This is a genomic window from Geobacter hydrogenophilus (assembly GCF_018501225.1).
Taxonomy (GTDB): Bacteria; Desulfobacterota; Desulfuromonadia; order Geobacterales; family Geobacteraceae; genus Geobacter; species Geobacter hydrogenophilus.
The window spans coordinates 189810-204334 of sequence record NZ_JAHCZI010000001.1 but is presented as its reverse complement, the minus strand read 5'-3'; the positions used below and the strand labels follow the sequence as shown (position 1 = coordinate 204334).

The following is a 14525-nucleotide window of genomic DNA, read 5'->3' as shown; positions in this document are numbered from 1 at the left end:
AGGATGGACGGACTGACGATTACGCGGGAAGAGGTTGGAGGGGAAAACGCTACCCTTGTCCTCAAGGTGAATGGCGAGCTGACCATTCCCTTCGCCGGAGAGTTCTCGGCGGCTCTCCTTGACGCCTTCGATGCGGCGGGACGGGTGCGTGTCAACCTGGAAGGGGTGAGCGCCGTGGACATCACCGGCTTGCAGCTTCTCTGCTCCGCCCACCGGTCGGCCTATGGCAGGGAGAAGGGATTTGGCGTCGAAGGACTGACGAATCCCATCCTGGACGAGGCGGCATGCCTCGCCGGTTTCCGGCGCCACGTGGGATGCGCCGTTGATGTGGGAAAATCCTGTATCTGGATTGGAGGATACGAGTAATGGCCAAGACAATCATGACGGTTGACGATTCCGCCAGCGTGCGCCAGATGGTGGCGTTTACCCTCAAGCAGAACGGCTACGACGTGGTGGAGGCGGTGGACGGCAAGGACGCCCTGGGGAAACTGGGGGGGACGAAGGTCGATATGGTGATCACCGACCTGAACATGCCGAACCTGGACGGAATCGGGCTCATCAAGGGAGTCCGGGGGCTCCCCGCCTACCGGTTCACCCCGATCATCATGCTCACCACCGAAAGCCAGGATGCGAAAAAGGCCGAAGGAAAAGCCGCGGGGGCCACCGGCTGGATTGTCAAGCCCTTCAAGCCCGAGCAACTGGTGGCAGTGGTCAAAAAGGTGCTCGGCTGATGGACGCCCACAGGCAGGCATACAAGGAAGAGGCCTACGAGCTTCTGGCGGAGCTGGAGACGTCGCTCCTGGAACTGGAGGAAACTCCCGAGGACATGGACCTCATCAGCCGGGTCTTTCGAGCCATGCACACCATCAAGGGTTCCGGGGCCATGTTCGGCTTCGACGACATCGCCACCTTCACCCACGAGGTGGAAACCGTCTTCGACATGGTCCGCAACGGCCGGATGACGGTCACGAGGGACCTGGTCAACCTCACCCTCAAGGCCCGGGACCTCATCAAGGGGATGCTGGACGCCTCCGACGGCGGGGCAGAACCGGTGGAAGGGCGCCAGGCCGAGGAGGTCATCGCCGGGCTCCGGCGGCTTGTGCCGGCGGCGCCGGATGGCGCGTCCGCCAAAGAAGCACCCGTGGGAGGGGGCGCCCAGGAATCGAAGGGGGGTGAAACAGCGGTCACCTACCGCATCCGCTTTGTTCCTTCCCCTGAGGTGACCGTCAACGGCACCAACCCGCTGCTCCTTCTGGCGGAACTCCGCCAGTTGGGCCACTGCCGAACCGTTGCCCAGATGGCGAAAGTGCCCCGGTTGGAGGAGATTGATCCCGAACACTGCCACGTCTTCTGGGACGTGATTTTGACCACGAACCGGGGGATCGACGCCATTCGGGACGTCTTCATTTTCATCGAGGACGACTGCGAGCTGAAAATCGATGTCATCGACGACGGCGGTGTCCTTGACGTTGACACCGATTACAAAAAGCTCGGCTTTATTCTCGCGGAGCGGGGTGATCTGACCCGGCAGGACATGGAGGCGATTCTCGCCAAACAGAAGCGCTTCGGCGAACTTCTCGTTGAGCAGGGAATCGTCTCCCCCGAGAAGGTTGAGTCGGCCCTCATCGAGCAGCAGCACGTGAAGGAGGTCCGCAAGGAGCGCCAGGTCCAGGAGAGCGCGTCGAGCATCCGGGTCCCGGCGGAAAAGCTCGACCTGCTGGTGAACCTGGTGGGAGAACTCGTCACCGTCCAGGCCCGTCTTTCCCAGACCGCCGCCGGCCGGGCCGATGCGCTGCTGGTTACCATTGCCGAGGAGGTGGAGAGGCTCACCAACGAGTTGCGCGACACGGCCCTCAACATCCGGATGCTCCCCATCGGCACCACCTTCAGCAAGTTCAAGCGCCTCGTGCGCGACCTTTCGGTGGAACTGGGCAAGGATATCGAGATGACCACCGCCGGCGCCGAGACCGAGCTGGACAAGACGGTCATCGAGAAGCTGAACGATCCCCTGGTCCATCTCATTCGCAACTCCCTGGATCACGGAATCGAGCGTCCCGAGGAGCGGGTCGCCGCCGGCAAGCCGGCCCAGGGAACCGTGCACCTGGCCGCTGTCCACTCCGGGGACAGCGTCCTCATCACCATCACCGACGACGGCAAGGGGCTCGACCGGGAGGCGATCCGCGCCAAGGGAATCGAGCGGGGGCTTATCCCGGCCTCGGCCGAACTCTCCGACAAGGAGATCTTCAGTCTCATCTTCGCCCCTGGCTTCTCCACCGCCAAGACCGTCACGAGCGTCTCGGGGCGCGGGGTCGGCATGGATGTGGTGAAGCGGGCCATCGACGCCCTGCGGGGGACCATCGACATCCAGAGTGAGCGGGGTAAGGGGACCGTCATCACCATCAAGCTCCCCCTGACCCTCGCCATCATCGAGAGCCTCCTGGTGAAGATCGGCTCCGACTGCTTCGTGCTTCCCCTCTCCATCGTGGAGGAGTGCGTGGAGCTGACCCGGGAGAATGTGCGCAGCGCCCACGGCCGCAACCTTGCCACGGTCCGCGATCAGATTGTCCCCTACATCCCCCTGCGGGAGCGGTTCCTGATCCGGGGCGAACAGCCGGAGATCGAGCAGATCGTCATCACCCGGGTGGGGGGAACGAGGGTCGGCTTCGTGGTGGACCACGTCATCGGCGAGCACCAGACGGTCATCAAGTCGCTGGGGAAGATGTACAAGGATATCCGCGGACTCTCGGGTGCCACCATCCTGGGCGACGGCTCAGTGGCCCTCATTCTTGATATTCCTCAACTGGCGCGTGATGTGGAGTTGGAGCAGATGGCACGCTGAGGGGAGGAGTGCAACGGGGAAGTTCGGGCCGCCACGATTACCTGTCGTGGCGGCTTTTTTCGTGTCAAAGAAACCTTTGAGGCTGATTCGGCAAGGATTGTGCAGTAATGTGACAATCCCTTTTTTTCTCGTAACAACAGGGGAAAAGGAGCAGAAATACCATGGTTCTCCAGAAACAGGCTTCCTCAATCAAGGCACGGCTTCTCCGGATAAATCTCCTCCTCCTCGGCGTCACATCCCTGGTCATCATCCTTGTGGTGAACGTCGCCCAAAAACGGCTGGCCCTCAAGGATGCCGGCCAGGATGTCGAACGAATCCTCGCGCGGCATCTCGCAATCCACGCCTATATCAACAAGGAGCTCAAGCCGCGGCTTCTTGACTTCACTGCGTCCCTGCGGGACAAGGATTATTTCGATCCGGTCTGGATGTCCTCCACCTATGCCGTTCGAGAGATCGACAAGATATTCCAGGCCCGGCACGGGAAAGGGTACTACTACAAGGAATGCGCCATCAACGCACGGAGTCCCCGGAACGAGGCAGATCCCTTTGAACGTAAGTTTCTTGAGCAGGCCGGCCACAACCCGGCGGTAACCACGTTCAACGGCGTACGTGAGATCGACGGCAAGCTGTTTTTCGTCTCCATGGTACGGGGCGAATCAATGGAAAAATCTTGTCTCCTCTGCCACAGCAGCCCGGAGAAGGCGCCCGGCGGCCTGGTCCGCACCTATGGGCCCAAGCGCAGCTTCAGCCGCCATGAGAACGAGCTCGTGTCGGCAATCTCCATCCGGATTCCCCTATCCGAGGCCTATGCCGAGGCCAACAGCTTTTCCCTCAAGCTGTCGGCGCTGCTCCTGGCGGTGATCGCCTTGTTTTTCGCCATCAAGAGCTGGTTCTTCAGCCGCGTTGTCCTAGGACCACTGGCATCCGTCACCGAAAGTGCCCGCCGGATCGCCCATGACCGCCGCTACCTCGGCGAGCAAATTCCTCTCGGTCGTGATCGTGAAATGAATGAACTCGCCGCGTCCTTCAACGTCATGTCGACGGAACTCCACGCCTTCATCCATAACCTGGAGGAAAAGGTGGAGGCGAAGACCGCCGAACTCGTCCAGGCAAGGAAGGAGGCCGAGGAGGCGAACCGTGCCAAGGGCGAATTCCTCGCCACCATGAGTCATGAGATCCGTACACCCATGAACGCTATCATAGGGATCAACCAGTTGCTGCAGGAGACCCATCTCACTCAGCAGCAGCGCCGGCTGGTGGATGACTCGAGTAATGCCGCCGAATCGCTCCTGACCATTATCAACGACATTCTCGATTTTTCCCGGGTCGAAGCCCGGCGCCTGGAGCTTTCGGACGAAGCGCTGGAACTCCGCTCCTTTGTCGAATCGCTCCGCCGCCTGTTTGCCGTGAAGGCAGAGCGGAAAAACATCAGTCTCTCGGTCCTTGTGGGCGATGAGGCGCCGCAGTTCATTTGCGGCGATCCGTCCCGCCTCCGTCAGATACTGACCAATCTTCTTTCAAACGCCGTCAAGTTTACCCCGACGGGTGGACGGGTCACCCTTGCGGCAGATGCGGACCCCGCCGGCGGGAATCTGCTCTTTACGGTAATCGATACCGGCATCGGGATAGAGAAGGACAAGCAAGAGAGGATCTTCGAGCTGTTCCGCCAGGCCGATTCTTCCACAACCCGCAACTATGGTGGAACCGGCCTCGGGCTCGCCATCGTCCGGAGTCTCGTGGAACTGATGGGGGGAACCATCGAGGTTGAGAGTGAGGCGGGGAACGGGGCGACCTTTCGTGTTCTCCTCCCGCTGAGGCCCGCAACCGGCCCTCCCGTTGCCAAAACCGCCGGCGAGGAGCTTTCCGACAGCGTACTTCCCTGCCTCTCAGTGCTTGTGGCCGAGGACAACGAGCTGAACCGGACGGTGGCCATTGGTCTGCTTACGGCGCTCAAGCAGCGGGTCGCTGCCGTCACTAACGGCAGGGAGGCCGTTGACTCCCTCAGGGATGGCACGTACGACCTGGTTCTCATGGATATTTCAATGCCCGAGATGGACGGGATCGAGGCAACGCGGGCTATTCGCCGGGGAGACGCGGGGGAGAAGGCTCGCACGATTCCGATTGCCGCCCTGACTGCCCATGCCCTGAAGGATGACCGGGACCGTTTTCTTGCCGCAGGGATGTCCGACTACCTAGCCAAGCCCCTTATCCGTGGCGAGTTGCAGAGAATGCTCCTTCGTATCGCCGGAGAAAGAGGCGAATCACCACCCGAGGAGAGGTGCCCGATGAATGATGCTCCCGATGAAGGTTCTCCGTTTGACCTCGAATTTCAGCAGTCACAGTTCCATGACGCGGGAATCGGGGACTGCCTTGCCGAGGTACTCTCCATCTTCGCCCAGTCAACGGCGACGGAGTGCAAGCGGATGGAGGAACACCTCGCCGCCGGCAAGTACGCTGAACTGGCCGCGGCTGCCCACTCCGTGAAGGGAGCGGCCGCAACAATTGGTGCGCCCCATGTGAGCAGATGCGCCGCCGACGTGGAAACGGCGGCTCGAAAGAGCGACGGCGCCGCTGTCGTCCGGGTCATTCCCTTACTCCGACGCGAAGTCCGCAGGGTAGAGGATGCAGTAAGCGAGAAATACTGACCTCATGAAGGAATGCCACTTTTTCTCGCTGGAGAATGGGACGGTGCAGGGCGATAGGGGGATCAGCACCCGATGGTGAAGTACACGGTTGTGCCCTTACCCTTCTCCGCCTGTACCCAGATATCCCCGCCATGGCGGTTGATGATCCGCTTGACGGTGGCAAGGCCAATGCCGCTTCCCCTGAAATCTTCGTCGGTATGAAGGCGTTGGAAGGCATCGAAGATTTTGTCTGCGTATGCCATGTCAAACCCGATGCCGTTATCCCGCACGAAAAATATGGTGCTGCCGTTTTTCTCCTCTGCGCCCACCTCGATTATTGCCTCGTCGGTTTGGCGTGTGTACTTCCACGCATTCCGCAACACGTTTTCCAGCACCGACCGCAGGAGCACGGGATCTCCTCTGGTCGTGAGCCCTTCGGCAATGGTAACCCGAACGGTCCTTTCGAGATCTTCCAGCCGCAGTTCGTTTATCATCTCATTGGCAAGAACCGTCAAATTTACGGTGCTGATCGTCATATCTGTTCTGCCTGCCCGTGAGAGCTGCAACAACGCATCGATCAACGACTCCATCTTCGCGCCATTCTGGACGATCCGGTCAAGATATCCGACCGCGTCGGCGTCCAGCTTGTCCTGGAAATCGTCGAGGAGGATCCTGCTGTAGGCCGTCATGTGCCGTAGCGGCGCCTGCAGGTCATGGGATACGGAATAGCTGAACGACTCGAGTTCCCTGTTGGCCTCTTCCAGTTGGGTGGTTCGTTCCAGGACCCTCTGCTCCAACTCTGTATTCATGGCCTGAAGCTTTTCTTCCGCCTCCCTCCGCTTGGTAATGTCATGGACGATCGAGAAAAGGAGCGGTTTCCCGTCGATCTCGATGGGGCCGCTGAACACCTCGACCGGATGAACCTGGCCGCTGGCCAGGCGGTGCTCAAAGAAGAAGTGCCTCCGCCCTTCTTTTCGAGCGAGTACCAGCTCCTGCGCAATCTTCTCGGGAGAAAGGGTATTGATCATGCTTATGGGCTTTCCCCGCAACTCATTGATGGAATAGCCGTAGTAAGAAGATGCTGCAGGATTTGCATCGACGATGCAGCCGGTTTTCGAGTCGAGGAGGAGCATGACCGCATGACTGTCCTGAAAGAGACGTCGATAGCGGATCTCGCTCCTCCTCAGTTCTTCTTCAATCATTTTTCGGTCAGTCACGTCGCGCACTACCTCGATGGCACCGGCAACGTTTCCCGAAGAGTCGAACAGTGGGCCGGCAATGGCCCAAATCCATCGATTCCCGGTCTTCATGGGGTGATCTTCCGTGAACACGTGGTCCCCGTCAAACTTGACGGACGGGTAGTAGCGGCGGAGAAGGTCTTCGTCCCGCGAAAGAATGAAGTTGGCGAGCACCTCACGCGGTTCGCCATGCAACGCCCTCCCCACCTCCCTGCAGTCGCGGCCGACAATGTCGGCTGCCGATAAACCGCTCATCACTTCCATCTCACGGTTCCAGGCGATAACGATGCCGTTACGGTCCAGGGCAAACATGGCATCGGGCAAAAACTTGACCAGATCCGCAAAACGCCTCTCCGAGTCCCGAAGCGCCTGTTCGGCTCGCTGCCGCTCCGTAATATCCTCGGCCAACTGGCGGGCCATCTCATCAAATGCGCAACCGAGCTCACCAAGTTCACCGCCGGAAACATGTTCAGAGACACGGACCGTAAGATCCCCCTGGGCAACCCGCTGTGTGGCATTACGAAGAGCGACGACTTTGTCAATGAGCCCCCGTTTGCTGATGTAAGCGGCCAGAACGATGGCCATTATCATGACGGTCGTCATGACCCCCACATGGAGCAGGAGTTCCGAGCGGATTCTCTTTGCCACCGTCTCCACCGGAATGCCGGTGCGCACATACATGTATGGCTTCTCTTCGCCGCTCAGACGGACTTTCTGATAGGCGAAATATCGTCGGATCCCGGTGATTCCGACCGCCTCGAACGTCCCCATATCAGGGCCTTCAGTCATGCGCTGGAAAATTCTGTTATTGTCCTGTCTCCCAATAAACTGTTGGGCAGTAGCATCAAAGAGGATGATCCCCCGGTGGTCCGTCAACACCAGAGACGTCCGTGGGGGCATTTTCTTCATCTTGAGCAGCTGATGGTATTTTTCAAGGGAGAGGGCAACCATGGCAATATTCGTGATATGCCCCGCTGCGTTTTTGATGGGATAGCCGAAATTGAGCACCGGTTTGTTGAGGACCCTGCCGATAACGAATTCACCCGATGATAACTGCCCGGTTGCCATCGCATTTTTGAAATATCTCCGGTCGGAAACATCGATGGTGCCACGGGCCGGGAGTGCCGATGCCCAGGTCCGGCCGGTTGGATCAATCATCAGGATATTGGCGATCTGGGGGCTCTGCTTGATGAGTTCGGCGAGGAGGTGGTTTGTCTCTTCGGTGTCATGCTTCCGGATGGCTGGAAGATGGGAGAGGGTTATGAGCAGTTGTTCGGTTCCTGAAAGAAGCACCTCTTGATCGTTGCTGATTTCGTCGGCAAGCCTCTCAGCAACAAGGCGTTCTTCGTGGACAGTGTAGTTCTGCTGCCTGAAGGCCGAATACAGGATAATCCCAAGGGGGACGACCGTCATGACGACGATCAGGATTATCATGTGCTTCCGTATGGAGAATGAGAGGGATGGATTCATAGCAGTTACGCTCATTAACAGATGAGGCTCATGCAAAACTATCGCGGGGCTGGTCTGCGGTGTTGCCGCTCGCTCGCAAACTCAACGTACCAATGGGTACGCCTCGCTTCCTTGCGTCTGGCATCCCGGCCTCCTCATCACGTTTTGCACGTGCCTCAGATGAAAAATATTCGAGAGGCGTGTCCTCGAAGGACCTCAATCCATGACAAATTCGCAACGGGCACTTCTTGGGAATATATGCGGATGTGAGAAATCATACATAGTTTTATTTTAAAAATAAAGCATTTAGCGTCGTCATGGTAAAGAATTCCGGAGGGACGTCAAATAGTGATTTTTATGTCGTGTTAATGGACTGGCACTAAATATGCTTTTTGACGACAATGCCGCGTAATTAACTGTAACTATTGTGTTGTATTCTTTCAGGGAGGAAATCGGAATGCTGCAATCGAACATCATGGCGGGAATATCTGCGGTAAAGCCGGGACGGATAACGCGCGCGCCCTATGCACGTCACGAACTGAAATCGACAATCTCCTGGTGTGACGAATCTCCTGCCGCCATGAAGCGGCGCGTTGCCGAATTGCTGCTCGTTGCGGAGTTTGGCGCGGTCGTCGGTTCGCTTCTCGACCCGCGGGAGGTGTGCGAGGCCGCATCTTCATGGCTCAGCGAGACTCTCGGGTGGCAACTGCTTTCGGTTTGCTGTCACGACTATTCCTCTGGCGCGATCGGGCGGGGAAGGGATGGGCGCGGTCGCTGTCTGTCAAAAAAACGTCTAAATGGCGCCACGTCTCCTGTCTTTGTCGACCCTGCGCAGAAGGGGCTGAGCGACGCCGCGGACGTCTATGCAATTCCTTTCCCCGACGGGTCGGGAACGCTTTCCCTTTCCCGTCAATCGATTGCCGAATGTCAATATTCCGACGAGTTCGTGAACGGAATAGGCGAAAATTTTGCGCGCTCCCTGGCAGCTGCCCGGGAGTGTGATCGACTCAAGAACCTTTCCATGCGCGACCATCTGACCGGTCTTTACAACCGTCGGGTCTTCGAGGCAATGCTTGAAGTCGAGGCCCGGAAGCGGACCACCAAGCCGTTTTCCCTGCTGTTGATCGATCTCGACGACTTCAAGCGCGTTAACGATACCTTCGGCCACGGAGCCGGAGACCAGGTTCTTGTCGCCATTGCGAAGATGCTCAGGCTCAGTTTCCGGAAATCCGATGTCGTTTCCCGCTACGGCGGGGAGGAATTTGCGGTGCTGCTCCCCGATACGTCGCAGGAGTGTGCCAGAGTGGTTGCCGAGCGGTTCCGGCAGAATGTGGCGTCGCTTTCTCTCCCCTTGAATAGCGAGAAGATCATGCCGACGGTCAGTGTCGGCATCGCCTCGGTGACGTTGCGGTTGGGAATTGAAGTCGCCGATGTGATCGAAGAGGCCGATCGGGTGCTCTATCAGGCGAAAGTCAGCGGCAAAAATCGCGTCTGCTCTTCCCTGCTGGGAGAGCACGCATAGATGCTCATGAGAATGGAGGAAATGATCTGGGCTTAAGATGTCTTGCCATCTGACCAATTCTTTCAAGAACCAAAACGATAACTCCCCAACTTTACTGTAAATGTGTCGTTGACGCCGTGGCTAGTGCCACGGCGTTTTTTTGTGGCAATCAATTGTCGGGCATTCTGATTGTTCGGGTTGGTTTATTAGAATTCTAAAGTTTACCTGGATTGAGCCGATATCGTCTTTAGAGTCCGGAAATCCCCTATATGGGATGCGGAAAACCTGACAACTCTGAATGCTAAGAGCGCGAATTCGAGGGTGATGCTTTGTTGAAATCGGTCGACAGCGGTTTTGGTCGACTATGCTTTCCGTTAAAGCCGCAATGCTATCGGCGATACTCTCAGTACAGAGGAGGAAGGATGATGAAGCTCATGAAAAACATGAAGATAGGCACCAAGATACTCGGTTTGGTGGCGCTCATGCTCGCCTTCATGATGATGATAGCCGCTTTCGGCGTCGTGAAGATGAAAGGGATAGGGGAGGAGATTGCGGGGATTGACAAGCAGGACATCCCTCTCACTGAGGCGATTAATGAAGTAGGAAGTATTCAGATGAATGAAATGGTTCTTTTCCATCGGGCAATCCGTCTGGGGGCAAACAACCAGCAGGCCGAGCTGAAAAAGGTGGAGGAGGAGTTCGGGAAAAAGGCCAAGGAGTTTGATGCAGCCATGAAAAAGGCTGAACAGGTGGTGCAACAAGCTCTCAAGGAAACGGCTGGAAATGTTGCTGCCCAGAAGGAATTCAGCGAGACGGCTGAACGCCTGAAGTCGGTAGAGAAAGAGTACAACGACTTTGAGAAAGTCACTCTGGAGCTCTTTTCCATCCTTGATGCCGGCAAGTTCGGTGCGGTGGCTGAACTGGAACACCGGGTGGAAAAGGAGGGAAGTGATCTTGAGCAGGTGATAGACACGTTCCTGAAAAATGTCGAAAAGTTCACCAATGATGCAGTCGCCACTGCGGAGAAGGATGAGCAGATGGCTGTCAAGGCGATGATCGGGTTAAGCTTGGTGGCCCTGGTTATGGGCCTCGGGGTCGGGATATTCATCAGTCGCGCCATTACCCGTCCTTTAAAGCAAGGGGTCGATGTGGCCACCAGGCTTGCCGCCGGCGACCTGACCATGGCCATCGACGTCAACAGCAAGGATGAAACCGGTCAACTCCTTGAGGCAATGGCGAACATGGTGGAGAAGCTGAAGATTGTCGTTGCGGACGTGAAATCGGCCTCCGATAACGTGGCAAGCGGCAGCCAGGAGCTTTCCTCCAGCAGCGAGGAGATGAGCCAGGGGGCAACGGAGCAGGCTGCGGCGGCCGAAGAGGCGTCCTCCAGCATGGAGCAGATGAGCTCCAACATCCGCCAGAATGCCGACAATGCCCAGCAGACCGAAAAAATCGCCCTCAAGAGTGCCACCGACGCCAAGGAAGGGGGCAAGGCGGTAATCCAGACCGTGAATGCCATGAAGGAGATAGCCGGGAAGATATCCATTATCGAGGAGATTGCCCGCCAGACGAACCTGTTGGCCCTGAACGCGGCCATCGAGGCGGCCCGGGCCGGCGAGCACGGCAAGGGGTTTGCGGTTGTGGCGGCCGAGGTGAGAAAACTTGCCGAGCGGAGCCAGAAGGCAGCGGGCGAGATCAGCGAGCTATCGGCCACCAGCGTCGACGTGGCGGAGAAGGCAGGCGAAATGCTCGAGCGCCTGGTTCCCGACATCCAGCGGACCGCGGAACTGGTGCAGGAGATCAGCGCCGCGTGCAAGGAGCAGGATACCGGCGCCGAGCAGATCAACAAGGCGATCCAGCAGCTCGACACCGTCATCCAGCAGAACGCCTCAGCCAGCGAAGAGATGGCCTCCACGTCAGAGGAACTTGCATCCCAGGCCGAGCAGTTGCAGGCGACCATCGGCTTCTTCAAGGTTGACGGCAGCGTGGTTTCCGGCATGGGCGCAAATGCCAGGAAGCCCCATGCCCATAAGGTGGAGGTGAAACACATCGCTCCCCGCAGTGCCAACGGCTATCACGCTCCAGAGAAGGTCAAGAAGGCAGCAAACACAGGCGTCGATCTCGATCTCGTCTCCGACCACGACAACCTGGACAAGGAGTTCGAAAGATTCTGATTACGGCATTGGTTCGCCTGCACCCAAACAACCCCTCCCGTAGAATTCGGGAGGGGTTGTTGTTTTGAATCCTCAATGCCTTGCCACGGCTCGCTCCAATCATTGTTCGGAAAAACGTGGTTCAAGTTTCAATGAAAAGCTCCGATATTTATAAATAACGTCAGGAAATTCCTGGCTGGCAATACGCAATACGGACCCCCTGGGAGGACGATGTATGTTCAAGAACATGAATGTGGGAAAAAGACTAAGTCTTGGTTTTGGCGCGGTGCTTGCTATTTTTGCGGTAGCGGTGCTGGTGACGGTTCTCATGCTCCGGGGGGTGGAGCGGGAATCTCGACAGGTGGCTGAGGAGTCTCTTCCCCATCTTATGAGCGCCTATGAGCTCGACCTGTCCATAACTGAGCTGACGGAGAACCTGACCGACGTGGCGGCTACCCATAACCCCGAAGGTTTCAAGGAGGCCGAAAAGGCCATGGCCACTGCCAAGGCCGAAATCGGCAAGTTCCGCGAGATGTTCAAACGTGAGAACGACGTGACGGCCCTGAAGGAGTTGGACGACCTGGAGCGTTCTCTTGAGCGTTTCCATCAGGATGGCGTCCAGATGGCTAAGGTATTCATGGAGAAGGGACTGGCGGCCGGGAATCTCCTCATGAAGGATTTCGACAAAGAGCATGGAGTGCTCATCGCCGCAGTGGAGAAGCTGCAGAAGGCCAATGTGGACGAGGCCACATCCAACAGCCGCGACAGCGTCGGCGCCGTCGGCCAGGTGACAATGGTGCTCCTCATCATGACGGCGGTTGCGGTTATCATCGGCACCCTGATTTCTATTTTCATCACAAAGAGCATCACCGCCCCCCTTGCCCGGGCCATGGACGTGAGCAACCGCCTCGCCGAGGGGGATCTTTCCGTTGAGATCGACGTGGACCGCACCGATGAAACCGGCCGGCTCCTGGCGTCCATGAAGAACATGGTGGAGAGCATGCGTATCCTTGCCGCCGCCGCCGAGAAGGTGGCCGAGGGGGATCTTTCCGTGAAGGTGGAGGCCCGCTCCGAGCAGGACATCCTCGCCCGCAATCTCGCCCGGATGCTTGACACCCTGAATTCTCTCCAGAAGGAGACCGACCTTCTCATCTCTTCGGTCCGGGAGGGGAGGCTGGACCAACGCGGGAACACCGATGCGTTCAACGGCGGGTGGCGCGAACTGGTGGCCGGAATCAACCGGCTCATCGAAGCGTTTGTCGCCCCTATTCACATGGCTGCCGTCTCCCTGGACCGCATCAGTCGGGGTGATATACCCGAGAGAATCAGCGAGGAGTACAGGGGAGACTTCAACGAGATCAAGAACAACCTGAACAGCCTTATCGATTCCATGAACGGGGTCACGAAGCTGGCCCAGGAGATTGCCGGCGGCAACCTCATGGTTGAAGTGCGGGAACGCTCCGCCCAGGACGAACTGATGCGTGCCCTTGCCTCCATGGTGGCCAAACTGCGCGAAGTGGTAGCCGATATTGTTGCCGCAGCAGATAACGTTGCGTCGGGAAGCCAGGAGCTTTCCTCCACTTCGGAAGAGATGAGCCAGGGGGCCACCGAGCAGGCGGCGGCCGCCGAAGAGGCATCGAGCAGCATGGAGGAGATGGCCTCCAACATCCGACAGAATGCGGATAACGCCAGCCAGACAGAGCGGATTGCCATGAAGTCGGCTGCCGATGCCATCGAGGGTGGAAAGGCGGTGGGCAATACGGTCCATGCCATGAAAGATATCGCCGGCAAGATCTCCATTATCGAGGAGATTGCCCGGCAGACAAACCTCCTGGCCCTCAACGCGGCCATCGAGGCGGCCCGTGCCGGGGAGCACGGCAAGGGGTTTGCGGTGGTCGCTTCCGAGGTACGCAAGCTGGCCGAGCGGAGCCAGCGGGCTGCGGGCGAGATCAGTGAACTCTCCTCATCCAGCGTGGAGGTTGCCGTCCGGGCCGGTGAACTTCTGGCAACCATCGTCCCCGATATCCAGAGGACGGCGGAACTGGTGCAAGAGATCAGCTCTGCCTGCAGGGAGCAGGACACCGGGGCCGAGCAAATCAACAAGGCGATTCAGCAGCTTGATACCGTTATTCAGCAGAATGCCTCGGCAAGCGAAGAGATGTCATCCACCTCGGAGGAACTTGCCAGCCAGGCGGAACAACTCCAGACTACGATCAGCTTCTTCAGGCTCGGCGAGGGGCGCAGGAAACCCGCGTCTAGACCTGCGGAAACAGCAAAACAGATCCGGGTGGGGCACATTGCGGCCAGCCGTGGTGCGGCTCCAGCCAATGGTTATGGCAGCCAGCCCCATCCCGCCGAAGGTTTCTCATACGAAATGAGCAGTGCTGATTCCATGGATTCCGAATTCGAAAAGTTCTGATTAAGACAGAAGTCATACCACCCAAAAGACAGCCCTTCCCGTGTTCATCGGGAGGGGCTGTTTTATTGAACGCCGTTTGTATTTTTTTGAATTGTTAGTCGTTCCATATCAATTTAGTAGGAAAAGTTTAATGATGCTGAATTGTTATCTTTTAGTATGATGTTTATTAAGTATTAGCATATTTCTATTAAAGTTTATTTTCTTATTGCCGATCTGCTTAAGTAAGGGTCGGGAATTCCCTGATCCTTCTGCGAAATACCTGGTGTCCATTTCCTGTATGTCTGATTTTCGAGGGAGGGTAT

The 14525-nt window shown here is 57.7% G+C and carries 8 protein-coding genes; 7 read left to right on the top strand and 1 reads right to left on the bottom strand.

Annotated elements, in window-relative coordinates:
* Positions 1–3: 3 nt before the first annotated feature.
* The 4 genes from KI811_RS00935 (at position 4) to KI811_RS00920 (ending at position 5484) form a co-directional block, all read left to right on the top strand.
* The gene (locus tag KI811_RS00935) at positions 4–366 is read left to right on the top strand and encodes an STAS domain-containing protein (RefSeq protein ID WP_214184612.1); all 363 of its coding nucleotides are present in this window, start codon (positions 4–6) and stop codon (positions 364–366) included.
* Positions 366–731, top strand: coding sequence for a response regulator (locus KI811_RS00930; RefSeq protein WP_214184611.1), 366 nt, complete (start codon positions 366–368; stop codon positions 729–731). Before KI811_RS00935 ends, KI811_RS00930 begins: the two co-directional genes overlap by 1 nt.
* Entirely contained in the window at positions 731–2839 is a 2109-nt protein-coding gene (locus KI811_RS00925) for a chemotaxis protein CheA (RefSeq protein WP_214184610.1), read from the top strand. Before KI811_RS00930 ends, KI811_RS00925 begins: the two co-directional genes overlap by 1 nt.
* 161 nt (positions 2840–3000) lie before the next feature.
* A complete protein-coding gene (locus tag KI811_RS00920) occupies positions 3001–5484 on the top strand; it encodes an ATP-binding protein (protein ID WP_214184609.1) in 2484 nt (827 codons plus the stop codon).
* Between the two features lie 62 nt (positions 5485–5546).
* On the opposite strand, the gene KI811_RS00915 is transcribed toward KI811_RS00920, so the two are convergent.
* Positions 5547–8186, bottom strand: a complete 2640-nt coding sequence (locus KI811_RS00915) for a PAS domain S-box protein (protein ID WP_214184608.1) — start codon at positions 8184–8186, stop codon at positions 5547–5549.
* 421 nt (positions 8187–8607) lie between these two features.
* On the opposite strand from KI811_RS00915, the gene KI811_RS00910 reads away from it, so the two are divergent.
* The 3 genes from KI811_RS00910 to KI811_RS00900 all read left to right on the top strand — a co-directional run bounded on the left by KI811_RS00910 (position 8608) and on the right by KI811_RS00900 (position 14223).
* Positions 8608–9672 carry a GGDEF domain-containing protein gene (locus tag KI811_RS00910; RefSeq protein ID WP_214184607.1) on the top strand — a complete coding sequence of 355 codons (1065 nt, stop codon included), beginning with the start codon at positions 8608–8610 and terminating at the stop codon, positions 9670–9672.
* A 404-nt stretch (positions 9673–10076) separates the two neighbouring features.
* Positions 10077–11825, top strand: coding sequence for a methyl-accepting chemotaxis protein (locus KI811_RS00905; protein WP_214184606.1), 1749 nt, complete (start codon positions 10077–10079; stop codon positions 11823–11825).
* A gap of 214 nt (positions 11826–12039) precedes the next feature.
* On the top strand, positions 12040–14223 hold the full coding sequence (locus KI811_RS00900) for a methyl-accepting chemotaxis protein (RefSeq protein ID WP_214184605.1): 2184 nt from the start codon (positions 12040–12042) through the stop codon (positions 14221–14223).
* The last annotated feature ends 302 nt before the right edge of the window (positions 14224–14525 follow it).

What these genes read in the sequence shown, in the direction of transcription:
- KI811_RS00935 (WP_214184612.1), top strand. Translation starts at nt 4, where the DNA reads ATGGACGGACTGACGATTACGCGGGAAGAGGTTGGAGGGGAAAACGCT.
- KI811_RS00930 (WP_214184611.1), top strand. Translation starts at nt 366, where the DNA reads ATGGCCAAGACAATCATGACGGTTGACGATTCCGCCAGCGTGCGCCAG.
- KI811_RS00925 (WP_214184610.1), top strand. Translation starts at nt 731, where the DNA reads ATGGACGCCCACAGGCAGGCATACAAGGAAGAGGCCTACGAGCTTCTG.
- KI811_RS00920 (WP_214184609.1), top strand. Translation starts at nt 3,001, where the DNA reads ATGGTTCTCCAGAAACAGGCTTCCTCAATCAAGGCACGGCTTCTCCGG.
- KI811_RS00915 (WP_214184608.1), bottom strand. Translation starts at nt 8,186, where the DNA reads ATGAGCGTAACTGCTATGAATCCATCCCTCTCATTCTCCATACGGAAG.
- KI811_RS00910 (WP_214184607.1), top strand. Translation starts at nt 8,608, where the DNA reads ATGCTGCAATCGAACATCATGGCGGGAATATCTGCGGTAAAGCCGGGA.
- KI811_RS00905 (WP_214184606.1), top strand. Translation starts at nt 10,077, where the DNA reads ATGAAGCTCATGAAAAACATGAAGATAGGCACCAAGATACTCGGTTTG.
- KI811_RS00900 (WP_214184605.1), top strand. Translation starts at nt 12,040, where the DNA reads ATGTTCAAGAACATGAATGTGGGAAAAAGACTAAGTCTTGGTTTTGGC.